This window comes from Lysinibacillus sp. JNUCC-52 (assembly GCF_015999545.1).
Classification (GTDB): Bacteria; Bacillota; Bacilli; order Bacillales_A; family Planococcaceae; genus Lysinibacillus.
On the sequence record NZ_CP065546.1, the window covers coordinates 146,122 to 172,164 of the forward strand.

At 32.4% G+C, this 26,043-nt stretch carries 33 protein-coding genes and 2 pseudogenes; 22 read left to right on the forward strand and 13 right to left on the reverse strand.

All coding sequences use genetic code 11. The features are described from left to right. Positions 1-388 precede the first annotated feature (388 nt). Positions 389-679, forward strand: coding sequence for a hypothetical protein (locus tag JNUCC52_RS00820; protein ID WP_337981037.1), 291 nt, complete (start codon positions 389-391; stop codon positions 677-679). Positions 680-815: 136 nt separating this feature from the next. After that, positions 816-1,250, forward strand: coding sequence for a YxiJ family protein (locus tag JNUCC52_RS00825; protein WP_337981038.1), 435 nt, complete (start codon positions 816-818; stop codon positions 1,248-1,250). 385 nt (positions 1,251-1,635) lie between these two features. On the opposite strand, the gene JNUCC52_RS00830 is transcribed toward JNUCC52_RS00825, so the two are convergent. Next, positions 1,636-3,066, reverse strand: coding sequence for a serine hydrolase domain-containing protein (locus JNUCC52_RS00830; RefSeq protein WP_337981039.1), 1,431 nt, complete (start codon positions 3,064-3,066; stop codon positions 1,636-1,638). After that, positions 3,063-3,704: a DUF6241 domain-containing protein gene (locus JNUCC52_RS00835; RefSeq protein ID WP_337981040.1), complete on the reverse strand. Its 642-nt coding sequence runs from the start codon at positions 3,702-3,704 to the stop codon at positions 3,063-3,065. The genes JNUCC52_RS00830 and JNUCC52_RS00835 overlap by 4 nt, the downstream gene beginning before the upstream one ends. 1,304 nt (positions 3,705-5,008) lie before the next feature. Here JNUCC52_RS00835 and JNUCC52_RS00840 point away from each other — a divergent pair. The 8 genes and pseudogenes from JNUCC52_RS00840 (at position 5,009) to terS (ending at position 10,483) form a co-directional block, all read left to right on the forward strand. After that, the gene (locus JNUCC52_RS00840) at positions 5,009-5,482 is read left to right on the forward strand and encodes a DNA adenine methylase (RefSeq protein ID WP_337981041.1); all 474 of its coding nucleotides are present in this window, start codon (positions 5,009-5,011) and stop codon (positions 5,480-5,482) included. Positions 5,483-5,588: 106 nt separating this feature from the next. Further along, positions 5,589-5,819, forward strand: coding sequence for a hypothetical protein (locus JNUCC52_RS00845; RefSeq protein ID WP_337981042.1), 231 nt, complete (start codon positions 5,589-5,591; stop codon positions 5,817-5,819). A 979-nt stretch (positions 5,820-6,798) separates the two neighbouring features. Next, complete coding sequence (locus tag JNUCC52_RS00850) at positions 6,799-7,008, forward strand: hypothetical protein (protein ID WP_337981043.1); 210 nt, start codon at positions 6,799-6,801, stop codon at positions 7,006-7,008. Further along, positions 6,974-7,192: a hypothetical protein gene (locus tag JNUCC52_RS00855; protein WP_337981044.1), complete on the forward strand. Its 219-nt coding sequence runs from the start codon at positions 6,974-6,976 to the stop codon at positions 7,190-7,192. Before JNUCC52_RS00850 ends, JNUCC52_RS00855 begins: the two co-directional genes overlap by 35 nt. 17 nt (positions 7,193-7,209) lie before the next feature. Further along, positions 7,210-7,620 (forward strand): hypothetical protein, encoded by a 411-nt coding sequence (locus JNUCC52_RS00860; RefSeq protein ID WP_337981045.1) that lies wholly within the window; start codon positions 7,210-7,212, stop codon positions 7,618-7,620. Positions 7,621-7,847: 227 nt separating this feature from the next. After that, entirely contained in the window at positions 7,848-8,303 is a 456-nt protein-coding gene (locus JNUCC52_RS00865; protein ID WP_337981046.1) for a hypothetical protein, read from the forward strand. 822 nt (positions 8,304-9,125) lie between these two features. After that, complete coding sequence (locus JNUCC52_RS00870) at positions 9,126-9,575, forward strand: hypothetical protein (protein WP_337981047.1); 450 nt, start codon at positions 9,126-9,128, stop codon at positions 9,573-9,575. Positions 9,576-9,689: 114 nt separating this feature from the next. Further along, a pseudogene (gene terS / locus JNUCC52_RS00875) lies at positions 9,690-10,483 on the forward strand (phage terminase small subunit). On the opposite strand, the gene JNUCC52_RS00880 reads toward terS, so the two are convergent. Together JNUCC52_RS00880 and JNUCC52_RS00885 are read right to left on the reverse strand one after the other, a co-directional pair. Further along, entirely contained in the window at positions 10,434-10,868 is a 435-nt protein-coding gene (locus JNUCC52_RS00880) for a type II toxin-antitoxin system HicB family antitoxin (protein WP_217270087.1), read from the reverse strand. The pseudogene terS and the gene JNUCC52_RS00880 sit on opposite strands and share 50 nt — an antisense overlap. 111 nt (positions 10,869-10,979) lie before the next feature. Beyond that, complete coding sequence (locus JNUCC52_RS00885; protein WP_172771775.1) at positions 10,980-11,195, reverse strand: type II toxin-antitoxin system HicA family toxin; 216 nt, start codon at positions 11,193-11,195, stop codon at positions 10,980-10,982. Positions 11,196-11,308: 113 nt separating this feature from the next. Here JNUCC52_RS00885 and JNUCC52_RS00890 point away from each other — a divergent pair. From JNUCC52_RS00890 to JNUCC52_RS00925, 8 genes and pseudogenes are all read left to right on the forward strand, one after another. Further along, a pseudogene (locus JNUCC52_RS00890) lies at positions 11,309-11,551 on the forward strand (phage terminase large subunit); the annotation flags it as partial. A gap of 480 nt (positions 11,552-12,031) precedes the next feature. Beyond that, complete coding sequence (locus JNUCC52_RS00895; RefSeq protein WP_337981048.1) at positions 12,032-12,994, forward strand: helix-turn-helix transcriptional regulator; 963 nt, start codon at positions 12,032-12,034, stop codon at positions 12,992-12,994. A 72-nt stretch (positions 12,995-13,066) separates the two neighbouring features. Next, a complete protein-coding gene (locus JNUCC52_RS00900; protein WP_337981049.1) occupies positions 13,067-13,699 on the forward strand; it encodes a type 1 glutamine amidotransferase family protein in 633 nt (210 codons plus the stop codon). A gap of 441 nt (positions 13,700-14,140) precedes the next feature. Continuing rightward, complete coding sequence (locus JNUCC52_RS00905) at positions 14,141-14,491, forward strand: hypothetical protein (protein ID WP_337981050.1); 351 nt, start codon at positions 14,141-14,143, stop codon at positions 14,489-14,491. Between the two features lie 59 nt (positions 14,492-14,550). Next, positions 14,551-15,114 (forward strand): signal peptidase I, encoded by a 564-nt coding sequence (gene lepB, locus JNUCC52_RS00910; protein WP_172771771.1) that lies wholly within the window; start codon positions 14,551-14,553, stop codon positions 15,112-15,114. 124 nt (positions 15,115-15,238) lie between these two features. Next, complete coding sequence (locus JNUCC52_RS00915) at positions 15,239-15,604, forward strand: hypothetical protein (RefSeq protein WP_228134073.1); 366 nt, start codon at positions 15,239-15,241, stop codon at positions 15,602-15,604. A gap of 436 nt (positions 15,605-16,040) precedes the next feature. After that, positions 16,041-16,394, forward strand: a complete 354-nt coding sequence (locus JNUCC52_RS00920; RefSeq protein WP_337981051.1) for a capsid assembly scaffolding protein Gp46 family protein — start codon at positions 16,041-16,043, stop codon at positions 16,392-16,394. A gap of 195 nt (positions 16,395-16,589) precedes the next feature. Then, positions 16,590-16,775, forward strand: a complete 186-nt coding sequence (locus JNUCC52_RS00925; RefSeq protein ID WP_172771768.1) for a hypothetical protein — start codon at positions 16,590-16,592, stop codon at positions 16,773-16,775. Positions 16,776-16,872: 97 nt separating this feature from the next. Here JNUCC52_RS00925 and JNUCC52_RS00930 read toward each other — a convergent pair whose 3' ends face one another. Further along, on the reverse strand, positions 16,873-17,082 hold the full coding sequence (locus tag JNUCC52_RS00930) for a hypothetical protein (RefSeq protein WP_337981052.1): 210 nt from the start codon (positions 17,080-17,082) through the stop codon (positions 16,873-16,875). A gap of 563 nt (positions 17,083-17,645) precedes the next feature. Between JNUCC52_RS00930 and JNUCC52_RS00935 the strand changes: the two genes are divergently transcribed. Both JNUCC52_RS00935 and JNUCC52_RS00940 read left to right on the forward strand, forming a co-directional pair. After that, on the forward strand, positions 17,646-18,959 hold the full coding sequence (locus JNUCC52_RS00935) for a YaaC family protein (RefSeq protein WP_337981053.1): 1,314 nt from the start codon (positions 17,646-17,648) through the stop codon (positions 18,957-18,959). A 31-nt stretch (positions 18,960-18,990) separates the two neighbouring features. Next, positions 18,991-20,007: a DUF6602 domain-containing protein gene (locus tag JNUCC52_RS00940; protein ID WP_337981054.1), complete on the forward strand. Its 1,017-nt coding sequence runs from the start codon at positions 18,991-18,993 to the stop codon at positions 20,005-20,007. Between the two features lie 9 nt (positions 20,008-20,016). On the opposite strand, the gene JNUCC52_RS00945 is transcribed toward JNUCC52_RS00940, so the two are convergent. The 8 genes from JNUCC52_RS00945 to JNUCC52_RS00980 all read right to left on the reverse strand — a co-directional run bounded on the left by JNUCC52_RS00945 (position 20,017) and on the right by JNUCC52_RS00980 (position 25,617). Continuing rightward, positions 20,017-21,168: a tyrosine-type recombinase/integrase gene (locus JNUCC52_RS00945; RefSeq protein WP_337981055.1), complete on the reverse strand. Its 1,152-nt coding sequence runs from the start codon at positions 21,166-21,168 to the stop codon at positions 20,017-20,019. Positions 21,169-21,183: 15 nt separating this feature from the next. Continuing rightward, complete coding sequence (locus tag JNUCC52_RS00950) at positions 21,184-21,540, reverse strand: helix-turn-helix domain-containing protein (RefSeq protein ID WP_337981056.1); 357 nt, start codon at positions 21,538-21,540, stop codon at positions 21,184-21,186. A 53-nt stretch (positions 21,541-21,593) separates the two neighbouring features. Next, positions 21,594-22,091: an ImmA/IrrE family metallo-endopeptidase gene (locus tag JNUCC52_RS00955; protein ID WP_337981057.1), complete on the reverse strand. Its 498-nt coding sequence runs from the start codon at positions 22,089-22,091 to the stop codon at positions 21,594-21,596. A 129-nt stretch (positions 22,092-22,220) separates the two neighbouring features. Next, the gene (locus JNUCC52_RS00960) at positions 22,221-23,936 is read right to left on the reverse strand and encodes a rhoptry family protein (protein WP_337981058.1); all 1,716 of its coding nucleotides are present in this window, start codon (positions 23,934-23,936) and stop codon (positions 22,221-22,223) included. Then, entirely contained in the window at positions 23,918-24,160 is a 243-nt protein-coding gene (locus JNUCC52_RS00965) for an ABC-three component system middle component 6 (protein ID WP_337981059.1), read from the reverse strand. The genes JNUCC52_RS00960 and JNUCC52_RS00965 overlap by 19 nt, the downstream gene beginning before the upstream one ends. A 27-nt stretch (positions 24,161-24,187) precedes the next feature. Next, positions 24,188-24,754 (reverse strand): hypothetical protein, encoded by a 567-nt coding sequence (locus JNUCC52_RS00970; protein WP_025219743.1) that lies wholly within the window; start codon positions 24,752-24,754, stop codon positions 24,188-24,190. 12 nt (positions 24,755-24,766) lie between these two features. Further along, a complete protein-coding gene (locus JNUCC52_RS00975; protein ID WP_025219742.1) occupies positions 24,767-25,003 on the reverse strand; it encodes a hypothetical protein in 237 nt (78 codons plus the stop codon). A 254-nt stretch (positions 25,004-25,257) separates the two neighbouring features. Next, positions 25,258-25,617: a helix-turn-helix domain-containing protein gene (locus JNUCC52_RS00980; protein ID WP_337981060.1), complete on the reverse strand. Its 360-nt coding sequence runs from the start codon at positions 25,615-25,617 to the stop codon at positions 25,258-25,260. A gap of 112 nt (positions 25,618-25,729) precedes the next feature. On the opposite strand from JNUCC52_RS00980, the gene JNUCC52_RS00985 reads away from it, so the two are divergent. Then, positions 25,730-25,852: a hypothetical protein gene (locus tag JNUCC52_RS00985; RefSeq protein ID WP_337981061.1), complete on the forward strand. Its 123-nt coding sequence runs from the start codon at positions 25,730-25,732 to the stop codon at positions 25,850-25,852. Continuing rightward, complete coding sequence (locus JNUCC52_RS00990) at positions 25,853-26,041, forward strand: hypothetical protein (RefSeq protein WP_337981062.1); 189 nt, start codon at positions 25,853-25,855, stop codon at positions 26,039-26,041. The last annotated feature ends 2 nt before the right edge of the window (positions 26,042-26,043 follow it).

A 26,043-nucleotide genomic window follows, 5' to 3' on the forward strand; every position in this document is an offset into this window, starting at 1 on the left:
CCATCTATATTCTTTTAATAGTTAGTTCTATAATTCTCGAAAAGTTGTTGAAACGGTAATTTAAACTGGAAAAGGATTTTAAATTTAGTAAAAGGTTCACTAAAAATCAAAATTTAATAGAAATTATAATGTTGTTTATATTTGTTATTGGTTTTTCTATAACCTTTTTTCCTTTTTATTAATTAAACAGCATGGACATTTGTTGAAGATATCGAAATAATGCAGCAAATAGAAACTTCTTTAGTATTAAACATACGGGAGCGATTCTGTAATAAGTAGCAATGTTAGCTTTCATTTAAGGACCCTTTAATAAAAAAAGCTAGGAAAGTATCTTTATCTTTACAGGAAATAGTGTTATAAAACGCTGTATTCATTAGGAGGTGTTATTGTGATGGAAATATTCTGGATAAACGGACAATATCAAGAAGATGAACGGATTTTTGATTCCCAGTTTGAAGTTTATGAATGGACGGACTCATTATATCAAGATTTCTCAAATGGCTTTTTGAGAAAAGAAAATATCGGTTATGCTACTCCTGATGCAAAGGTAATCGATTGTTTAACGGAACTAATACCACAATGGGCGGGATACACAAATGTAAATGTTACATTGCATAAAGATATAATTGAAATAGACGGTAAAGATCTGTATAGAATATGGATTACTTATTGTAGATAAAATTATTCCACAATCGAGAGGGATTGTGAAATAACAATTATGAAAGATAACCAAACAATGCTTTGGAAGAGTTTGTGTTAGTCTACTGAACAAACTTAATAAAATAGGTAATTGACACAAAAATAAGGGAGAAAATATGAACACTATTATAAAACAATTAACTGAAATGAAAGATGAATTAAGACAGCCATTTCCTACTGAAGATATTAATAAAATAAGTGAAGATTTTCGAACAGAATTTTTGAATTTATCGAATGAGGAAGAGGTGGATTTCTATGAGGATTTTCGATTCTACTGTTCAAACATAGCGGGAACATTAAGTTATGTTTTAGAAGAAAAGATAAATCAAATTCCTGAAGGACAAATTGACATGCTATATAAGTCTTTTTTTGAATACTATAATCAATATGAATTTCTTGAAGACAAGATAGCAAACTATAATCATTTCTTTCAAGAATTTAAAATCAATGAGCAAGCAAGAAAATGGTTATTACAGCTGTTGTCAAATAACCATTATCCATTAAAACAACAGAGTCTTTACACTAAAATAAATCTGAATAATGAGAAATGAACTTTACAAGTATACAAAAAAATTTAATTCGATCGAGAAAATGGTAAGAAAGCTAGTAAATATTAGAAGTGGAGAAAGATTATCGAGCACTATGGTTTAAAGAGTTAGAAAAAACATATTGAATCAGATGAAGAAGTAGCCAATGGGCTACTTCTTTTTAATAACATTTGCTTAACAATCGGGTCAGAATGTGGAATAACAATCTTTTAAAATGTTACCTAACACCGCTTTTGCAAAAATAATATAGTTGTTTAGTTTGAATTCATTTAAAAAAATAGTTTTATTAAAAAAAGACACCGCAGTGTCTGATGTTTTTCAAATTAAGCATACCGATAAGTTGAAATTCAATTACTTATAATTATGCTTATCACGGGAGCGAGATATTTTATCGGCGAGTGTATACAAACCATGTAATACTTGCTGTTAATAATGCAGAGGAAATCAAAGCTGTAAAAACGCTATATGTTTGCCAAATAAGTATCGTTGACCAATCGAAAGCAAAGCACAGTATACCCAGGACGATCGTAGCAATCAGGAAAATAACTGTTACGATTGTTCTCCTTTTTGTCATTCGATGTCGCTCATTCGTTTTCCTTCTGCTGCGTAATCCTAATAGAAATAGCAAAACTGCCAATAGGGAAAGAATAATGGTGAAAGACGACAAAATAATATCCAACAGCTGTGTGCCGCTTATTTCATATGACTGAGTTAGATTGCCATCTAATATATCTTTAACTTTTAGTACCAGGTTTATATTGGTATTCGCACCGTTACTCAGCAAGCAAATGGCTGTGCGTTCATTTGGCAATATGACTACTTCGGTTCTGAAATTTGGATTGCCCCCAGTGTGTTCTATAATCGTTTGGTCGGCGTTAACCAACCAGCCTGCCGCATAATACATATCGTTGACAGACGAAACTGACATATCACCCTTATGTGATTTTTCGATAACCGTTTGCAATATTTCGGGTATGTTCTGCACGATACCAATTTGTATGCCCATCCAACGCGCCATATCTTTTGTATTAGAAATGATGTAGCCTGCAGGTTTATTCCCAGCATAATCTGGAGCTTTAAATGGGGTTGTCATAAAAAAGGAAGAACGGTAGCCTTGTGCCAACTGTCCAGTGGCTTGAGCATCTTCTTTATAAACATACGTCTGGTGAAGACCTAACGGCTGAAATACCTGTTCTTTCATAAAGTCTTCATAGCTTTGTCCCGACACCATCTCAATAACCAAACCCAATACGTCATAATTAACGGTTCCATAGTTATACTGTTCACCGGGAGGGAACTCCAATTCTGCATCAGCAAGCATTTCCACAGTCTTTTGCAACATATCTGGTGTATTACCTTGTGGAATATTTTGAGTATGTCTAATATTTGTTAGACCACTTGTATGATGAAGAAAGTTATTTAATGTAAGACTTTGCATATCAACAAGTCTCCCTTGATACTTTAACGTAAACCAAGGTAAATATTTTTGGACAGGGTCAGTCATTGAGAGCAACCCTTGCTCTTCCAACAGCATAATACCCAAACCAGTAAAAGCTTTACTGACTGAGGCTAACTCATAGAGTGTATTTTCACTTGCAGACAACCCCTTTTCACGGTCTGCATACCCTGAAGAAAAGTAGAGCACTTCATTATCAACAAGAATTGAGATTGACATTCCTGGAACACCTGATATATGACGGGCATCATCTAGCAACGCTTGTATTGCCGCAGATTTCGAATCTGACAAGGCATAACTTTGTGTTGAGAATCCTGAGAATAATATAAATATCATTAATATAAAAATAAAAATCTTTTTCATAAACCCTGCTTTTCTGTCGAACCAAAAACTTCATCAACCTCTTTTGAAAAAACTTGGAAAATATAGTTTTTCTCTTGTTCTTCCGAAGCAATGCCTGTCCCTAAACCTTCAGGTGTTTTCCCACCTTGAATAAACATTAAAATATTATGGTCATCGTCAACTGTTGAAAAATCACCTTTGTGCCAACGTTTTAATATATCTAGATATATTTCATAAGGTGCATATTTATCAGACATTTTATGACGTTCATATTTATCTTTGTTTTCTTCTACCATCTGTATTAAAGTGTCGATTCTTTCTGGTGTAATCATAATAGAACCTTCTTTCGATTCAGCGATAATCTTTTGGTGTGCCATCTCTTGAATCACTTCTTCTACTAGATTGCCAACAAAGGGTTCATCTCCACTTTTCCAATCATCAATTTTCTTGGAGAAAATAGGATTTTCCCACCCCATACCACTCACATCAACCGTCGATACAAATTTTTCTTTTTCCTCTTCTTTTGAATTGTTCTTTAATTCTTTAACATCATGTTCAGACTCTTCTTTCTCATAGATCTTTTCTGTGATTAAAAGAGTACCACCTATACTCAATAACGCAGTTAAAACAACAATACCTAAAACATATGTCCACTTCATTATTCCACCACCATAAATAACATTTTAAACCAAATTATCATATATAATCCTTTGTGTAAACAACGATTACATTTTCTCGCTCTCCTGACAATTCACTTAATAAATCATATTCCAATTCACACAATGTACTCTATTTATCTGCGTGATTTGATGAAATTGAATAATGTGCAATAAACAACATATGTAACAAAAAACATATTTTATTTTCATACGCGAAATAATGTGTGTTTTAACTTTTTAATAACTTTTTTTGTACTTCTGACGTAAACCCGTTGTATCTGAACAAGGGGCCTTTCATTCGTCCATTATTTCAACTAACGGATGCTTCGTTCAAGGAGGATTTAGCAATCAAGATAACTTTTTTTCATTGAAAGAAGTGTTGAAATACGCTCCTAAATCTACCTAGCTTCAAAAGGTTATAGAAGTGGATGAAACAATTAAAACGGAATTTGCAGAAAATATGAGGGAAGTTATCGAAGACACAGATTATGCAGTTTTTGAAGAATAACCGATGCAACACATGGAAGTGTCAATGAACAGTAAAACTTGTCATTTCTTGCGCTTACCCGGGAAATTATTATTTATTTCCTAACTGAAATATCACATTTCGAATAGCATTTTTGCAGGAACAAGCCTTGATCAGATGGTGTTACACATAAGCCTCTACAAAAAAATATCAGTACAAAGAAAACGAGATAGGGTTTTATCAGAACCTTGAAGCATTACGCGTGCTGAAAGGTTTGAGCACTCAGGACGAAGCTTTAGATTATGCTATTACAATGACTGAAAGAGCGAGGGCTTCATGAGACTGTGAAACGGTATGCAAATTGAAATTATTAGTGCGTGTAAGCCAGTGCTAAAAGTTAGAGAAAACGGCTTTAAGTTGTTTTATCAGCAGACTTGAAGCATTTGAGAGAAACTAGTATCGATTATTAAGTGGGTTTTGAATAGTTAATTAAACATGTGCTTTTCTTTTTGTGATAAGTGAAGCTGAGAGTAGCACAATCCCAAAGATCAAATACCACACCTTTCCTTCATAAGAAATCATAAGTATAAGCTCCAACAAATTTGAGGGACCTGAATTAGGACTATCGCTGAATGGATAAGCAAATAAAAAAGGGAAAAGGCCAAAGAATGTAGCAACTAATCCAGAAATCAGAAATAGCTTCGAAAGATTTTTCAAGAAAATTCCCCCAGTCTTTTTAATTTCATTTTAACATGAAATATCTGTGTAATGAGTAACTGGATTTACTGAGAACTTTGATGATGAAGCGAAAAAATGTGCAATAACAGGAGGTGATTGTTTGAAGCGAGTCTTAAATTATGTCGGTTCTAAATGGAATCTGGCTAGCTGGATTGTAATCCAAATGCCTGAGCATGAGGTGTATCTTGAGCCATTCTTCGGTAGTGGTGCTGTCTTATTCAATAAGCCACCTGCACGTATAGAAACAATAAATGATTTAGATGGCAATATCGTCAATCTATTCAAAGTCATACGCGACCAGCCTGAACAACTGGCTCAACAAATTCAACTTACGCCCTATTCAAGGCAAGAATACAACGAATCATTTGCTGCATTAAAGGGTGAATTAAATGCGTTAGAAAGAGCTAGGGTATTCTTAATCCGCTGTTGGATAAAAACAAGTGATCGTACAGGGTGGCGTCACAATGTAGATTCATCGACTTTCAGTGCATTGCCTGATTGGCGCAAGCTACCAGCTATCGTTTTAGAAGCAACGGAGCGATTACAAAATGTACAAATTGAAAATTTAGATTGAGCAACATTAATAGGCCGTTATAACAAAGAAGACTGTTTGATCTACAGTGATCCACCGTATTTATTAAGCACACGTACAAAAAGACATTATGCTTATGAAATGACGAATGAGAAATGAACAACACGAGGCATTGCTATTTGCCTTAAATAAGCATCGCGGATTTGCCATGATTAGTGGCTACAACAACGATATGTACAATGATTTTTTACGTGGTTGGACAAGGATTTCGAAGATTGCCACAACCGAAGCTGCAAAAGAAAAATGCGAAAGCTTGTGGCTCAATCCTCAAATAATTGAGCGTGGGTATATACAACAATCGCTTTTTGAAATGGTGTAGGAGGGGCGCAAATATGATGTGTGAAAAAGTTTGGTGGACTTGCGGACATTTTGCTTTTGGTGCTTTGTAACAGGTGAATACAGCATTACAGTTAAAGAGTTAAAGTAGATGACATACGCGATAAATGGTGTCCAGAAGGAACTCAAGGCATTGTAACAGATTATGGTTACGATGATGGAAAAAATGAAGAGTGGCTAAAAGATGATATGTCATGTCTAATCTTTAGTTAAAGCAGTATAAAAAGATTGTTTATTAGTGCTTCATTAAGTAAAAATAAATTGCTATTAAATAAATGACTATGTATATCACTGCCCAAATTTTATAAATAAACATTAAGCAACCTTTTTCACTTTTAAAGATAAGTAATACTAGAAGAGCTATAATAACTTGCAAGATAAATAAAGGGCTGTAGGTTAATTGAGCTATTAAACTAGTCAAAGGTTGTCCTGCTAAATCAGTCATATTGCCTCCAAATAAAGATAATGAAATCAATTAATTTTATCTTTATTCTAAATAAGAATCCATGGAAAGTGTTGGAGATAAAATGAGGCTCTGTTAGTTAAAAAGAAAAGAGTCTAATGAACAATATGAGGAAAATAAGAAGAAAGAGCGACTATAATATCGCCCTAAAAAATTCATAAAACCCCATATTCATAGGGATTGCCCATATCAAGAAACCAAGTAGGGCGATGGGGCCAATAAAGAAATTATAAATCTTTGTCGGCAAGATTTTTCCGAATAACGTTTTGTAGATTGCTACGCAAACTATCAGTAGTAATATCATTGGTGGTATAAAAAATAAAAGACTTCCACCAAGTGATATATCTGAAAATATGTCCATTGTATTACCTCGTTATGTATTTTGTGTAAATTTTACCATAAAAAAGCTGCAGCATCGTCACTCGCTACAGCTAAAAATTGGTTATTCCACTTGAGCCTTTTCAAAAGCATTATACCACAGCTTAAGGGGGCTAACCTGATGGGCAAACAAGAGCAAATGAAAGTAACGAAAGAGAATTTACTGCAGTGGATTAAGAATTATCATTGGATGGTTGCGACTATTGAAGAAGCACGAAAACCAGTAGCAAAGGTTGATAATAATAGTTACATTGGGGCTAAATATGGGAAAAGATTTAACGTTAGAAGATCATGTTTTGACGAACTTAGGCATAATTTTTACTTTAGTTAAAGAAGATAAACTAAGAAGAACTGCAATTCAAGAATCTTTTAGTGGTAAACCACAATTTAAAACAAAGCTAACAGAATATGAATTAATTAGAACAGGAAAATTAGAAACATTGATGTATGATATGGACTTCTCAAGAGAGGAAATTGTACGACTTTGTGAAGAGTTAATTAGGAAAACAAGTTAAAAAAGAGAGGTATTGAAATGGATATAAAAAAAGAATTTATAAATATTAATATCTCTAAAAATAATTCGGAGATAGTACTCCTACTTAGTGCAGCTGTTTTAAGCGAAATTATCTTAGATAGAGAAGCATATTATACCAAAAATGCAGAATTAAAAATTTTTACTGTTGAAGTTCTTGAAAAAGATTATGGTGAATACTTATTTAATGCTAGACCCGCACTTTTTGCAAGAGCAGTAAAGGATTTAAGAGAGCATCAAAAAAAGGAAATTGAACATTTTTTAAAAACAATGAAAAATATCCAAAAATTTTTAAAAGATAATAAGAAAGAAAAAAATGACAAAAATAAATCTAATAATAACAAAGAAAAGAAAACTAATAGTAGCAATAAAAATGTTATTGATGCATGGCGAGCGGTTATAGAATCATAAAAGTAGGTTGATATAATGTCTATAGAAACTAAGAAGAATTGGGAACGGGATTTTGATTCCTATGAACTATTTCTAACAGAACGTGAGTATTTCACAAATACCGAATTAAAGGTACGTTTTATAAAAATATATCAAAAAATATACTTATATACTACATTAACAAATGTTATTTGCGATTTAGACAAGCGAAGTAAAATACAACAATTCTTTTTTGAATGAAAAATAATATGATTATTAGTTTTGATTTAGCAAATCTTAATTATATAAATGCTTCTAAACAAATACTAAGGTCAGGGATAGAATCTTTATTCAGGCTTTCAATAGGAATTAGTAGATACATTGAATATCGTGAAAACAAAAAGATGGGTATTTACACAGCTACTGATAGCTTAAAAAACTTAAAAAGCATGCAAGAAAGTCATAAAGTAGGTAAGTTAACACACTTTGTAATTGGTTATTTTTCCGAAACGCCAGTTAATGAATGTATGAAACAATTATTTGATCTATATTCAACCTTATCTGGTGCAGTTCATGTAAATGATAAGGATAATTTCATACCACATAAATACTTATTAGATTACAATACTGCTAACAGGGAACACATAGAGCCACATCTAATAAATTTTGAAATAGTAATAAATAATGCGATATTTATCTTATATTATTTTTCTTTTCACTTATAAGACGAAGGTGCTCAAATTCACAAAAGAGATTTATTGGAATTCGAGAAAACGTTAGAAAAGACAGTTGTATTAGAAGAAATAGAAAAATACTTTGACAGACTACATATTTCTGAATAGCGTGAAACAGATGCAATATTAGGAACAAATGTAAAGCATGTACGATAGTTTGTGATTAAAAATTTGTATTGTAAACTCGGAGATAGGTTCGGTGCGGTAAAAGTTTCTTCCCCTGGTATTTATAAAAACCTAAATATTAGTGAAGACAGACCGAAGACCGACCCGCGCTCCATAGACTAGTTCGGAGCAAGACATACATGGCCGGCCATATTTTTTAAGAAATTAGGTATCTTAATTAATATAAAGGGCTAAAGACGGGATAAGAGTGGTTTTTATGTGAACTTCGTCCACTTTCCATAATTCAGTCAAACTTACTAAACGTGCACGGAAATGCACGAAAACAATTCGATTATAATAATAAAATGGTGTAGCTCTACCACGGTTGTTAGAAGTGAGCTAACTCGACATTTTTACCAGAATAGAATAATAGACGAATACAAGGCCTTCATCCAGCGCAGGTATGGGGGCTTTTAATTTGCTTTGAAAACTGCATCGAACAGCCAAAACGCTTTGAGTTGAGAGGGCAGAGTTTGGTGTGGTTATGAGAGTGAAAACTTATTACATTCTATTCTATATTCTGATTTGTTATTGGGCTAAGGAGGTAAGAGTTTTGAAAAATATAGAAAATACTGGTCTAGTTTAAGAGTTTAGAAGGAATTTCCATTTTCGAGTCGAATAATGACATAAAGAGGGAGAGTGATTTGAATGACTGAACAAACGAATAGTTCGGATCAGAGTATTTTCATTAGCGATTTAATCGAAGCGACAAGAGGGAAAGATCAGGAATTGAAGAAATTCATTGATGAACATTTATACATAAAGAAATCCCCTTTCGGCATTGAAAGAATAAACAAAAATATAGAGTATTTAGAAACTTTGGATTCGACCCAACAAGCGTTAATTATAGGGAGGAGTGCCGATTTTAAAGAATCTAACGATCCTTCAAAATATTTCCCTGTACTAATAGCTTTTTTTGGATTTATCATTTCGCTTTATCAATTACTAGATAAGTTCACTGGCACTGTTATTTATTCATTTATGGTAACCTTTGTATTGTCCATTTATTTCACTTGGATAATGATTCGTGCTTTTTCAACATATCCGACAGCAGCATATTTTCATTCTATGGTAACGAACATAAAATTTGAAAAATAGTTTAAGCATCTCTTAGGAGGTGCTTTTTCTATACCTAAAAACAAACTAAGCAACTATCATAATGGGGTGATTACAAAACAAACAAACGAAGATGGAGGTGGTGGTGTATGAGATATGGCTAGACCAAGGAATCCGAAACGTGATGAAGCGTTTCAAATGTGGGTTGAAAGGAAAGGGAAAATACTCTTGAAGGATATTGCCGAGCAGTTGAATTTATCCGATTCGCAAATCCGAAAGTGGAAGAACCAAGATAAATGGGATAACCAATTGAAAGGTAACGTTACTAAATCCAATGGTAACGTTCCTAAACGAAGTGGGGGCTCCTGCTGGCAATAGCAATGCTAAAAGGCATGGTGCACCAAAGCAAAATCAGAATGCAACAACGCATGGTTTTTTCTCAAAATACTTACCCAAAGAAACACTCGAAATCATGGAGGCAATGAACGAGCGCTCTCCTGCCGATTTAATATGGGACCAAATACAAATCCAGTATGCTGCTATCATTCGCGCTCAACGTATTATGCATGTTGAATCAAAAGACGAAATCATAAAAGAGCTCAAACGAGAGAAGGTGCAAGGTGCAAGGTGGTAAAAATCCTTCGCATGAAACTGAATACAACTTCCAATTTGCATGGGAACAACAGGCGCAACTACTCACTGCTCAATCGAGAGCTATCGGGGAGTTGCGTTCTTCTATTCGTCAGTTTGTGGAAATGGCTGATGTTGATGATGAGCGTAGACTTAAACTAAAGCAGATGAAGCTGAATATTGATAAAACGAAAGTGGAGATTGAAAAGCTTGGTTCTAATCAACAAAATGAACCTATAGAAATTCAAAATATCAGCAAAAAAAGCAACCTTAATTGGCTGCTTTTTTGTCGTTTTGGTCAATACCAAGAGCCTCTTTAAGGGAAGCTTGAAGTATCTGTGAGAAGTTTAAACCTGCATCTTCAGCTGCATCTCGTAACCAGCGAGGTAGCGTACAGTTTTTTGTTACGGCTTTATTTACAGCCTCATTACGAAATGGGGGCATGTAAACGTCAATAAAGATAATGCGATCTGATTCTGCATGCAAAACGATATCTGCAGGATTTGATGGATTGGGCAGAGATGTTTCCTTTTCTTCTAATTCAAGGATACGAAAAGCTAACATATCTTTCGCTTCTTGGATACCTTCTTTAATATGGTCAGCTAAAATAGCTGTGCCCGCAAAGTCAGGGAAATACATTCCTAAACCACCATCGGCTGCAGTTTCAACAACGACTGGGTAAATAAAATGATTGGCGTAGCTCAATATTAATACCTCCTTTCTTTTAAATGCTATTATGTTACTTTTGGACATTGAGGTAAGGCAATATAGAGAAAGGCAAGTTAAGGTAAGGCAATAGATGTAAGCAGAGAGGGGTTAGAATTTAACCCCTGAAGTCTGCTCAATACTTTTAAGTGTGCCTACCGGAATCAATCGACCATCAGCTTTTACGCTTATATCAGCAAATCTTGTTGGGTCATCTTTATGTATGTATCTCTGATGACTGCCAGGACCCTTATGAGTAGGAGATTTGATGAATCCTTCTTTTTTGAGTCTTTTTAGTGCTTCTCTTATGGTCACTTGCTTTCCCATTACCTTACCTCCTTTCTAATATCATTATAACACGCATAAATAACGCGTGTCTATTTTGGGGTGTGAAAATACGCGTGTTTTTTATGCGTGTAATGTTAAAGGAGTTGAGTAAAATGACATTATTAATTGAAAAAGAAGTAAATCCACATTTCGAAACTTTCTTATTCGACTGGCGTTGTAAGACACAAGTCCTCGTCGGTGGTTATGGCTCATCGAAATCCTATCATGTTGCATTAAAGATAATCTTTAAATTACTTGAGGAAAAACGTACAGCTCTAGTCGTTCGTGTAGTTTACGATACGCACAGGGAAAGTACGTTTTCTTTATTTAGTGAAATCATTGAAGATTTAGGACTAGGAGTGCGGGTTAGCGGAGCGATCTCAATCAGCGCTTGATGAGGAACTAGCGCGATTGACAAATTCAATGATAGAAATAGCAAATTACTTAGAATGAGAATTTTTTCCCTTTTTTAATTTAGTATACGAGATTTATGTAATACATTTGTTTGTATGAGCATAACTAATTTAGATCTCAAATTAAGTTTGATAAATCACCTCGTTAGTTTTGCATAGAGTTGATTTTATTGTTGGTTATATGTGTTAAAATTGAATTGGTTTGGAAGTCTTGTTTAAGTTTTATTCCTTAATTGGACCAGATTGAGGAATATCGGAGTTGATGAGTTATACTAAAAATCAGAAATAGATTGTTAAGAATTTTACTTTATTTAAAAAGACAGAATAATCTAAGTCAAGGAAATAAGTTAAATTTAAATGTAAACTAAAGTTTATTTATTACGAATTAATAAAAATAAACTTATCTTATAGAGGTGGATTTATATGCCTAAAATGGACAATGTGTTAGCAATTCTATGGATGCTTCGTTCAGGTGAAAAAATTACTGCACAACAAATTTCAGAAAAGTTAGAGATGAATATAAGGACTGTGTATCGTTATATTGATACACTTTCAACAAGTGGCGTACCTATAATTTCAGAACCAGGACATAATGGTGGATACACTCTATTGAACAATTTTATTGAGGCTCCTCTATTTTTTGATTTTGAGGAGCAAACTTCACTTTATCATGCTGCTGTTTTTGCAGAAGAAGCTGGATATTATGGTGGTGAAGCACTAAATAGTGCTATTTCAAAGCTAAGCAAATATTCAAATCAAGAGCAGAAAATAAAGATAAACCAACATTTGGCCAATCTTGAAGTAATAAGTCGATTAAGTTCTCAGCCTATGGATCCTTTCTTGAAAGAGTTGGAGCAGGCCGTAGCTGACGGAAACTCTTTAAAAATTCTTTACCATAAAAGTGGCGAAGATCAATCAAAGTATAGATTTATTAATCCTTACAGAATTATTTATTGGAATAATAAATGGTATGTGATTGGGTTTTGTCATCTTAGGAATGAAATCCGTAGTTTTAGAGTAGATCGAATTGAAAGTTTAACGCTAACCGAAAATAAGTTTAACCGACCAGAAAATTTTTCAGCGAGTGACTTTTTTATGAAAAACCTCCTTCCAACTATAGAAGATACGGAAGTAATTATTTCTTTGGTTATTAATGGGAATTCATTAACGTTGGATGATATTTGCCAACATTGGTTTTTAGGACATTATTTACAAACACGGACTTCAAATCAAGCAGTTTTTCTTCTTGAAAAAGATATAATACATACATATGTACCTTATTTACTTTTACCGTACAATAAATCTATTAATGTTATCGAGCCAATAAGTCTTAAGAAAAGAATTATTGAAGTTCTGACGGAATTAATAAATTTTCATCAAGTATGATAACTTCCCTGACGTTAACTGTCAGGGAAGTTATTTTATAATAGCTATATCAAATGTGATTGGAGTGTTTGGATGCAAACAAAAAAAGTTTTTCTATATGTCTTTAATACAATGTCGGACTGGGAATATGGATATTTAATTGCTGAACTAAACTCAGGAAGATATTTCAAAAAAGACTTACCCCCTTTAAAAGTAATTACAGTAGGAGCTAATAAAGAAATGATTACAACTATGGGAGGACTGAGCATAAAACCAGATATTTCACTTGATGAATGTATTCTTGAGAGTAAAGATCTTTTAATTTTACCAGGAGGGACTACTTGGAGTGAAGAAATTCATCAACCTATCTTGGAGAGAGTTGGCCAAGCTTTAAAGTTTGGCACTATTGTTGCTGCAATTTGTGGTGCAACTGAGGCCCTTGCGAATATGGGATACTTAGATTCTAGAAAACACACAAGCAGTGACTTAGAGTATATTAAAATGGTCTGTCCTAATTATAAAGGAGAAAAATATTATGAGATGAGACCTGCGGTATCTGGTGAGAATTTGATTACTGCATCAGGAGTAGCACCTCTAGAATTTACGATGGAAGTACTAAAAAAATTAGACGTCTTTGCACCCGACACATTACATTCATGGTATAACCTAAATAAGACTCATAAACCGGAGTACTTCTTCCAGTTAATGAATTCAATAAATAGCTGAGCTAAATAATTACCTAAGCAGTTTCATATTAGTTCAAATAAAAATCAAACTTTAGACAATGTCAAAGTATGGTTTTTGTATATAATTTAAAAATGTTTATGGAAGTAAAAAAACTTACATAGTACTCCGGAAGTTGTTATAAATAGAATTGGTAACTAAATCTCTTTTTAATCTTGTTGAACAACGGTGTGCTTTTTTCTTTGGCAATAATGTTGGAATAATCTTCAACAATCTGGCGCGATTCTGTAATAAGGATCAGCGCTCGTTTTCTTTATAGGATCAGATTGTGGATTAACGGTTCTAGTCAGATTTATGTGGATTTTACCATGGTAACATTTTGGGAAGGTTATACTTCAACTAAAGACAAGGTTTAGTTGAATAAAGAAACAAGAAGAAACAGGTTACCGAATATTTACATACGTTATATAAAGGAGGCTGTATATGCGATTACTATCTACTGTTCTTATAATATTCTTAATACCTTTTATATTAATTGGCTGTTCAGGAGGTCCTGGTCAGAATGAATGGGGAGTGTTAAGTAAGGAACAAGTATTAAAACTAAATCCAGATGCAGACATCTTTGAATTTGATGGGAGAGTTTATAAAACGGGTATAGATTGGATTGAAGAGGAAGAATTAATAAAAGATGAACAAATAGGGGAAATATCTGAAGGGATTGCAAATAAATTACCAGTTGGTGCAAAGATATTTTCTTCAAAAGAAAGTAGAGATATTTTGATTGTTGAGTATGATGGGAAAGAAAAGAGGTACTTGCTTCAAGTTGGCGAATAGGTTTATTTTTCTTCATTGGTTTATAATTGATTTAATGGTAATTAAAGGGGTTGTTTGTTTTGAAGAAATCTAAGAAAAAGGAATTATTAGACTGGGTTAAGTCTACAGTAATAACGTGTGTTATTGTTATCGCTACGATGTCATTTATTGTTTCTCCAACTAGAGTAGGTGGTGCTTCAATGATGCCAACATATGAAGATGGAGACTTTGTTCTAGTAAATAAAATTGGTAAGAAAATTTCTGGTATTGAAAGGTTTGACGTTATCTTATTCATAACCCCTAATGATGAGCTTTATATTAAACGTGTCATAGGATTACCCGGAGACCATATTGCTTATGAGAATGAAACCCTTTATGTAAACAATGAAGCCTTTGAAGAACCATATTTAGATTTGCATAAAAAACAACTACTAGACACTGGTACAATAACAAAAGATTTCACTTTACAGTCTTTAACAGATCATTCAACAATACCAGAAGGCTATTTATTTGTTTTAGGTGATAACAGGAGAAATAGTATTGATAGTAGATATTCTAGTGTTGGATTAGTACCATTAGAAAAAGTATTAGGGAAAGCCAACGTTAGATTTTATCCATTTGACAGTGTAGGTATTGTTAAATAATTCGTTCATCAGAGAAGTTCTTTGTAAAACTACTGTAGTTCTGGATTGTAGGCAAAGAGAGCCTTTTAGACGAATAAATAAAAAGCGACGTATTCAAGTGCTTCTAGCTGTTGTGTTCACATTTATGATGACAATAATAGGAGCATGGATCGTACAAGATGTTGGGGCAGTCAATGACATCTTTTTCCCAGATGAATGGGGAATCGCAACTGTAACAGATGATACGGCGGAAGAGTGGGAGGGTGTAAAGTTTAACGATCAAAACTATATAATATTTGATAGTATTTTTTGGAGAAAAGAAATCGTTAATTATGCAAATAATGAAAAGAACGTATTATTAAGAGTAAAAGATGATAATGACAATATAGTGATTGATGAAGTTCAAGTACCTGCTGGAACAAGTGTGAAATTAGACGGCTTGAAAAGAAATGAAAAATATTATATTGAAATCAAAGCACCACAAGGTAGATTTACTCTCACTGCGACATGAAGAAAACGGAAATAGCCAAATATATTTGAGTATAATTCAATATTATGGCAGGATTGTTGTATAAGCACTGCTGTTTTTCTATAACTTATGGGTTCAAGAATGTTCATCTATTATTAAAAAACTTTTATAAAGGTAAACAAGCCATTCATTTTGATTGGCTTTTTATTATGCCTAACAGGTGGTGAAATACATGTTAGTAATCGTTTACTCATTACCTTAAGCGTATTTGTCTTTCTTCTAGCACGACATTATAAAAACTGGGAAAAATACTTTCCAACAGTTTAGGGATTCAACAAAGTAACTTAATTGGACAAGGTGGAAATGATTATAAACACTCTATTAAATTTAATAACCTTTTTACCTTTATCTATTCGCTGATTGTGGTGAAGGAAATCCATCCATTACAAGGAAATGGCGAAACGGATAAGGGGCTAAAATGACACTTGAAACGGTTCAAGCATTTCTAATCGACAATGATGAGGGGGAGACATGGTTCCAATCATTTGCTGATACGAATGTAACGGAAGCGATTAAAACGTATGAAACGAAAACTCTTCCAAAGAAACTAGAAGAGGAAATTGCAAAGCTTCATCCTCTGGTAACGTATGAAACGAAACAGTTACGTAAGTTAAAGGCGCGATTTCAGCAATCACATAAAGAAGCTGCACGTGAAAAGTTAATTAATCAGGCATTATCTATTCCAACCACACTGAAGAGTAATCATACTTCATGTCTAGCTTGGGACATTGCCATGGCTCCTCCACTAAGCTTATTGGCCCAGATCGAGTAGGGTCAATAGTTAGTAATTTAGGTTTAACGTGTGGCGGTGATTGGGCACGCAGCATTGACCGACCTCATTTTGAAGTGAAACGCAATTGGAAGATGCCTAGAGGGTACAGATTAGAAGGACGAGTTATCGTGCAAAGTAATAGTAAAATGAAAGATTTTTTAATTAATTGTGAAAGACAAGTAAGAGGAGGTTACGGTGGCTAATACAAATTGGAATCCTAGTTCATCAGCAATGAGAACTGAAACAGAAAACTTTATTGCACAGTCTTTGAAAGAGGGGATTATAAATGCTTCACATTTGAATGACTTGCAGAATGGCATTTTGACAACGGATCGTTTAATCGGTCTTTATATTACTATTCAGCAGAGAAGGAATAAATAGTAATTTGTAGAGTTAAGAGCAATCTATAAACTATCAATACTCACTTGTAGTTAAAAGGAAAGTTACGGATACAATAGTACAAAAAGACCGATAGTGCTCAATCGCTTTCTTGGTCTTTTTTTTCTTGTTTTTTACCAGTAGAAGCCCATTCATACAAAAATATAAAGAAAAAAGTCATGAAGGTCTTTGAGAAGTTCATACCCCATTCAAACCTATCATACTTAAAATAATCATAAGAAGTGTAAGAAAATAAAATTAAAAAGAAAAAAACGATTGTTAAAATAATTTTTCTTAAATTTATATTCATAATTGCCTCTTTTCTAAAAATCTTTCGTCCTTATATGAATTATAACATTTAACTAATTTGTAAAATAATACACTTTTATTTTAGCTTCACTAAATTGCTTAAATGGTACCATTCTGTTCTCTCTTAGAAAATCCCCCAATACGTATAGTACATCCATTTTTCAGGTGTAAAACAACCCCCAACCAACCCGACTTCGTTACACAAAAAAAGTCACGAAAGTCACGAAAAAGTTACATTTCTCCCGAAAACATGTGATTTTGGGCGAAAACAAGTTTTTGTACATTCGTAAGAAACCTTGCTATAATGGGCTTTGTGATTACATATGAAAGAGGGTAAAAGCATGAATGCTTACGACGAATGTATGCGTTCATGCTTTTTTTATGTCTTGATATATCAGCGTTTGTAGGGATTTTTTGAGGTTGGTTTTTTGGAAAAAGTCACGGAAAGTAAACATTTATTATAGTTTTTTTCATTATTTAACTGCTATAATTAAAAAATTGCTATATAATTGAGGTAAATTTAACTAAATTTAACTAAATTTTTTAGAATATGTGGTGACTAAAATGATACCTAATAATCTATTTATTAGAAATATAGAATTAACAAATCATAAGTATTTCCCTTTAAATAAACCTTATTTTGATCCCGATATTGAATCGGAAAGAATAATTACCAAAGATTCATCTGAATATGTAAGAAGCTTTTTTTCTTCTAAATTAAGAGATCTCGAATTAAGAAGTGAAAATAATTTAATTACATATATTAAAGAACATTACAATAGACAACATAGTCTAGAATTAGATGTAGAATTAAAAAAAAATTTAGAAGAAGAAGATTTATCAGCATTAAAAGAGAGATATAAAGAAGATGTGACTGAAGCTAGTTTTTTTTGGGATCAAGCGATTGAATTTTATAAAGGAACTATTAATATGGATGTACACGTAAAGCCATTGAGTATTTATTATTTTATGTTAAATGCTGCTAAAGCATTACTAGTATATAACGGAGTACTTTATAAAGATAGGAATAGTAAAAATGTTTATCACGGTGTAACCGGGTTAGACTTAAGAAATGTTGATAAACAAAAATTTTTAGTAAGGACTTCTGAACATAGAATAATTTATTTCAATGAGAATTCAGATTTAAATAGTATACAAGACAAACAGATTGATTATAATTTTATTGAGTTAAATGAATTGTATATTCAGAGTAATAATGGAGTATTTGCAAATTTGGGGAATTTTTTTAATAACAATATAAAGAGTAAGGAGATTTTTAGTTTAGACGATTTAATAAGTAATTTAGTTTTTGTACATAGGGCATATTCTATTTGCAAAGGTATTAATATTGATGGTCAACTATTTATACCTTTAGAATCTCAATGTTTTGGAACTCATCCAGAAGAAAATAAGTTTCTTTATTATTTTAAAATTGACACTAAATATAAGTTACAAACTTTAGGGAATATTATTGATCTAACTACCTATGTTTCTGAACAAGGAAACCATTATATGATTAAATCTGATCAATCTTATAGCAATAATTTTAATGATATTAAAAGTTTTATTCTTGATATTAGGCAGAAACATCAATATATTGCTGGAGTGAAACCAAGGTGGTATTTAATGAAAGCAACAGACTGTGATAATATTAAAAATTTAGAATTAAATCCGTTAGTAATATTACTAGGTATCTTCCATAGACTTAGTGAGTTTTCTAGGTATAATCCATTAAAATTAAAGAATCTACTTGATTCTAAAAAGAACGAAACAAGTTGGTTATTAAGAGAGTTGATTGAAAATGCTGCGTATCAATTTTTGGATCTAATCTCATCAGAAATTACTCATAAAGAATTTCACTTACCAAGAACTTATTAAAATTATTAATTACAGTAAGGTTGGGGTTATTTTGAGAAATAGAAAAGAACTATTTTACAGATCTATTGCCAAAGAATTTCATGCAAAGAAGGATCGTCTAAACTATTTTTTGGATTTTAAATACGATTCACCATTTCAAGAATTATTTGAAATTAAAAAAAAGATAAAAAATAAAGCTCCAGATAAAAAATTGTCAGCTCTCTTGCGAAGAAAATTAACTGAAATACTTACAAAATTGAATAAACCCCTCGATAATGCATTAGAAAGTGAAAAGGAGATTTATGATTTTATAGAGAGTGTCTTAGAAAATACACCTCCAAATATTCAATTTGGTCCAGAAGGTAGTTACAGGGAATCACTTATAAGAAGCTATTTAAAAGAAATCTTACCTCAACCAAGTGCTGTTGGAACTGGTTTTATTTTGAACGAGAATAACTCTAGTAGTAAACAAATAGATATTATTATATATGATCCAAGAATACCCACTTTATTTAATTCGGATGATCTTGTAGTAGTCGTTCCAGAGGCTGTTTATGGAATAATTGAAGTGAAAACAACCCATCGTAGTTTTAATTTTAAGAAAGAACTTGAGAACGCAAATATAAATGGAGAGTTAATAACAAAACCTCTGAAAACATTTTTAAAAGAAAATAACTTTTATATTGATAATGAAGTAACTAATGATTACTTCTTTAATGGAATATTTTATTATTCGCTTGTGAATGATATTTATACTAAAGATGGATTATTTTTAGAAAAAGAGCAGAGAGATAGATATATCTGGGAGGCTGAAGACTATAAAAACGTAAATTATATTGCTTTTTCTAGTAGCGTATTCGGCCGAAGGTACGGAGAGGAATTCTCTTATTATGATATGAATAAAAAGCAACTCGCTTTTTCTTATTTTTTTTCTAATCTAATCCGTATCATAATGAATAGAAATAATGTTTCAAGCGAAGCTATAAATAATCATATATTTCCTATAGATGACCCAAACGGGAAAGAGTCTTTGAAAATAATAATGGTTAATGGAGTTACTAGTTTATAGTACTCCATTTTATTTATCCATTAGTAACTCCGTAAACTTATCATGCATCCTCTCCGCGGCAGCCACCCGCATCCCTGAAGTAACATGCAAATAAATCTTAGTAGTTGTATCAGAATTTTTATGTCCAACCCGATTCATAATAAAGTTTAAATCCACACCAGCCTCTGCCAGTAGACTAATATGTGTATGGCGGAGGAGGTAGGTGCGGAATTGTTTGTTGATCTCGGTGAGGGCGCCGATGCGTCGGACGGTTTGGTTTAGCATTTTGACGGTAGGGGGGATGCCCTCCTTATCGCCGAAAACAAAGTCGGACTTAGTCCATTCGCGATACTCGTGCCATTGGTAAAGTTGCTTCAATTTTTCCACCACAATATCATCAATATCGACGGAGCGGACGCTGCCTGCTGTTTTTGGGGGCGTGAGCTCGAAGTCGCCTCGTAAACTTTTCTTTGCATACACTGTTTTGTTGATGTGTATGACCTTCTTCTCCAAATCCACATCCTCATATTTTAACGCAACAGCTTCGCCTGGTCGCATTCCTGTAAAAGCGATTGCGTAGATCAGCGTGCGATATATGATATTACGATGTTTGTCTACGTAACTTAAAAATTCCTTCAGTTCATCGGTTTCTAAATAAAGTTTCGCTGTGTCCTCACTGCTAGCTTCCTCTAGCGTCATTTTTTTCTTCGGTACAAAAGTAGCTTCCACAGGATTCATCTCAATCAACCCAGATTCTTTGGCATAGGCAAATAACATTTTGGCTGTATTATGAGTGCCACGTAGCGTATTATAGGCTGTTCCATTCGCAAATAAATGATTGAGCAAACCTTGTAATTCGATAGACGTGATTGCAGTCATTTTCTTTTTGGCCAAGTATCGATTGAGTAGGGTGATGCAATAAGTACGGTGTTCATTTGTCGTTTCCTTGTTGCCTTTCATACGGTAGAGCTTTAACCAATCTTGGCTAAATTCTTCAAACGTTATCTTCGCATCGAAGTAATATGCTTTGTTTAATTCAGCTATAGCTTTTTCAACTCTTTCGCGTGCTTCTGTTTTACTTTTACCACGTCGTGTAATTTGACGGCGTTTGCCAGTGGCAGGGTTACGAGGGCCTTCACCAGTGCACCGCCAAGTTGTCTTATTAATTTGAACAAAATGCATTAGCTGTCACCACCTTTATGAAAGTACTTCCCAAATTATTTTTAGTTTTTCGACGTCTTTCTCATTACAGTGGGGGAGAGACTTGTACCATTGCTGTAATGAGGGATTGTGAGGAAAAGGTTCTTTTAATGCAGGATTATAAGAAGGGTCATCGTACAAACCTGCAACCTCAATTAGCTTTATGTAATCATATTGATAGGCTGTGGCAATGCGTTGCAATGTTTCAGGCGTAGGTTTTATCGCATTGCCAGTACGACGATCCGTTCCTCTTTCAAGCATAGCCAAGTAAGAAAACGTAATATCCATACGTTTTGCTGCATCACGTAAAGATTCATCACCACGTAGTTCCTTTAATAACTCACCTAAACTCAAAATCGTTCACCTTCATATCATTAGTTTTGAATGCATATACCATTCTGTTTTAACTATAAAATAAAGTTATCTGTCTCACTATTCCAATTCAGCATATGTAACTTTTTACTGCGATACTGTTCCAATCGTTTGAATGCAAAATCATATTCTACATTAAATAGCCGTTGTACATTTTCGACAGTAAGATCACTAGGATCCAGTTCATCCAACATAAAAGAGGGGACACAGGCATGGTACATAAAGTTGTTTGCTTTATATTCTTGGTATTCACGGAATAGGGGATACATGCGTTGTTGATTGCCAGTATGTAAGAGAACATGGCCTAGTTCGTGGCAGAAATCTTGCCATTGTTGTTGTTTTGTTAATTTTTCATTTAAGATTATGAAAGAAATATTTTTTGAAAAGAGGCTCTGGCTAGTATCTGGCCAGTAAAACACATGAATTCCAAGTCGTTTGGAAATCGTTTGGAATTTAAGACTCTTAGGAGTTAATGTACCAATACGAACGTATAGTTCCTTAATAAAATCCTCTGTGTGTGTAGAGTATTTCAAAATAAACACCTCCTAAATAGAACTAATGTTCTGTTTCAGTCTACAATAAAACCCCGCTTTTAGGGAAGAGGGGTTTAGCAAATAAAAGTATACATGGAGCTTATGGAGAACATTCAAACTAATCTTACTTCACTTCATAAATAATTTATTATCTTTAGAGAGAATAAGAATTTTATCTTTGTCAGATATTACATCCATATCTTTAATTTTTTCATTAAGTACAGCTACTATATATTGACAGTCTATTGTTTTTACAAGATTGAATATTTTAGTAAGAATATCACTTTCAATAGTTTCGATTACGTCATAAACTATGAAGTGCGGTATCAGTTTATTTATTTTCTTTGCAAATTGAATATATGATAAATCGAAAGCACTAATAAGACCCTTTTTTGTTCCGATACTAATACTTTCATCAGATGCTAACAAATATAAAGGAAAGTTATTTATATCAGAATCATACCCTAATTTATATGTGATACCTAGGATTTTTTTTGAGTTTTTTGCAAAATACTCATTAAATAGATCTAGATTATCGTATGCATCAAAAGGAGAAAGATTTAATGCTACCATAAAACTCGTATATTCATCTTGAGCTTTACTTTTAGCGGTATTTAAAACATTAATTTCAGATTGAAAAGATTGTAACTCTAATAGTTTTGCTTGTTCATGAGTTAATTCTTCATAAAGTGTATTACTTTTATCAAAGTCAAAATTTTTAATGTTAGATGAAATGTCTATATAAGCTGCATTTAATCCTTTTTTCAATATATGTAATTCTTCAAGTTCTTTTGACTTAACATCTAATACATGATTATAATATTTTATTTTATTTTTAACTAAAGAATTGTTAAATTGTATTAAATCACTAAATGTTTTTTCTACATTAAGCTTTAATTTATTTGTTTCATTATATAAAACTTGTAAAACTTCAGTATCAATATCTTTATCACTTTGAAAAGTATAATCGAGGTTTTGTTCAAGCATTTTTATTTGAAAGTTGAACGCTCCAATTTTTTGATTCAATAATTCTATTTCAGTTTGCAATTTTCTTAACTCTTCAATTTTATAAATAAAATTATCGTCGGATGAATTAATTTTAATTTGATTTGATAGGGATTGAATAAAATCAATTTGGTTTTTAATAGTCTCTTCTAAATTAAATATATCTTTTTTCTCTAGAAATTTATTGAAAGTAACTATATCATTTTCATATTTTTTTGAAACTGAACGATTATTAGCTATTTTCTTATTTTCCTCCTCATCTATTAAATTAAATAAAAAATTATAGATTATCCGATAGGAAAGATTGGAATGCATTTTATTAGATGAGAAACGTAAGAGATTATATGCACCAGCTTCCATTTCAACTCTAACGAATTTTTTTATTAAGTCTATATAATCAGGAACTGAATCGGAGTAATTAAAAATTAATTTATTTAATTCTGGGAAATAATTATCTTCTATATTTTTTAGCTGATTATTGATCTTTCTTCTTCCATAGCTAAATAATTCAACAGACAATGTAATATCTGCTTCTTGATTAGGATTATTTAAATTATCTTTATCAATAGATAGTTCTAGAATGGCTTCAATTTTATGATTATGTATATAGTCTTTTAATGGTTTATTAATTAAATTAGTTTCTTGATCGGTGTAAATAGAGCTTTTGTCTTTTTCCCCCAAACAAATATCGATGATTTTTAATGTAGTTGTTTTCCCAACGTTATTTCCAGAGTGTTTACTATCGTCAACAATAAGATTAATACCTAATTTAAATGGAATACTTCTAATAATTTTTATTTTAGGTTTAGTTTCTTGAAGGATTAATTTTCTAATAAACATATTTTCTCCTTACTATCAAGAGTAATTTTTTCCAATAAATACAAAAAATCTAATGCTAATATGAAATCTGAATAAGCCATATTTTTGTTGAATTTCACCTTGATTTCATCAAAAAGAATATCTATATCCTTACTTTTATCTTCATTTATTAAAATAAAGAGGATGCATGCAGCACAATACATTATTGTATCTTGGGGATTTTTTAAATCATTTAATAAAAGCATTCAAATAGTGTTCCTTTCTTTTAATTCCTATTGACAGAATTCCTTAGGAGGTATATTTAATATTTTACATCTAGTAAATGCAAAAAAGACTACGCTTATTAAGACATCTTCAATGTGTTCATGGGTTAGAGTAGTATTCTGATAGCTATTATTAACAATGTCTCGTAACTTAGAAATGATAGAATGAACAATTTTATCACTTTCTACGTTAGCGTTAATTAATAAAACATCATTATAAATAGTATTAATCCTTCTTAAAAGACTAGGGCCATTTATGGTTGAAGAACTAAATACCTTTGCTACAGATTCATAAAAAATACTATATTCCATAAATATTTTTTTATAAATCTGTAAGGTGTTAAACTCCATTTTACATAACCAGTCTGGGTTTATAGCATAGGAAAGATCATTAGTCTCTACTAAATTACCATCTAAAATTTCACATACTTTATATATTTCGCTTGGGGTAATAGTTTTTAAAGTAATATTTTGTATAGTTTGATTAATTGTTCCGTCATCACCGTTTATGACTGCACTTTTATTTCCAATCGTTTGATTAGTTATAGTAGTATTATTTGAATTTACATTAACCATTACAAATCGTCCTCACATTGAACCATTGTTGCCGTTTATGACACGACTACCTTTTCCAACTTTTTGGTTTCTAACAGTTGTGTTTCCATCCCCGTTATTCTCCATTTTTGTAATTTTATACAGAGCCTCGTTAGCAGTAGTTTTAGCTTTTGAACTTTGAACTAAAGCTATTCCACCGATAACAGCACCAAAAACGCCGGCGATTCCTCCTATAATTGTGAAAACAGAAGCTAAATTATCTAAATTCATATCTATCAATCCTTTCCTGAGTAAAATATAGCTACCAATCTTGCTAGAAAATAATTTTTGTTTAGAATAATTTGTTGTTCAATATTAGATTTCGGTCAAAATATCCATAAAGGAGTATAAATTAGTTTTTTTTATAATTCAAAAGTTTTTTAAGAAAAGGGTTAATCTTTCATAGAAAAATATAAAATTAATACAAAAAATCATGAATTTAACAATTGATAATTGGTTTTAAGGACATGCTTTAATAGCATGTCCTATTTTTTTTCGTTTTTTATGATTTCCCAAATATTACGAAGCTTACGTACAGCTTCTTCATCTGATTCAGGAAGCTCCTTATAAAATACATTAAGTTCTGGGTCATTAGCAAAAGCTTGAAAAGCAGCTTCGTCTTTTTCTTGTGGTGTTAGTGCAGAGATGTTTGTACGTCCAAGAAGATAGTCAAGTGATACTCCAAAGAAGTCAGCGAGTTTCTCTAATGTTTCAAAGTCAGGTTGTCTACTTCCCTGTTCATAAGCTCCATATGTAGCACGAGCAATACCAACCTTGTTTGCTACATCAGCTTGTAAAAGTTTTCTTTCTTTCCTTAAAGAAGTTAAACGAGTGTTGAATTCCATGTTTATAACTCCTTCCTTATAAGGAATTATAACGCTTCAAAATGTAGAATTAAACATTTTCTTCGTAATGAAGAATATTTATTAAAAAGCTACGAAATGTAGAATATATTAATTGAATACGCAGGAGTCTGAGAAAGAATCTGATTTTGATTTATTTGGCGATGAGCCAGTACATGAAAAGGGTGGAGTCATTAATGTAGATCAAATCAAAGCAATCATTGAATATCATTCATAAGTGGAAGATAATAAATTATTAGAAGTAGCATTAAATGATGGAGAAATTACAGCTACAATTGAAGTTCAAGCGGTAGAGGGCTTACCTGCTGCATCATCTGCAGAAATTGTATATTCAAGTATGGGAAATGAGTTGTTATTACATAAAGGCTGGGAAGAACTGTTGATTATGTTGGAATTGGAGCAGTAAGC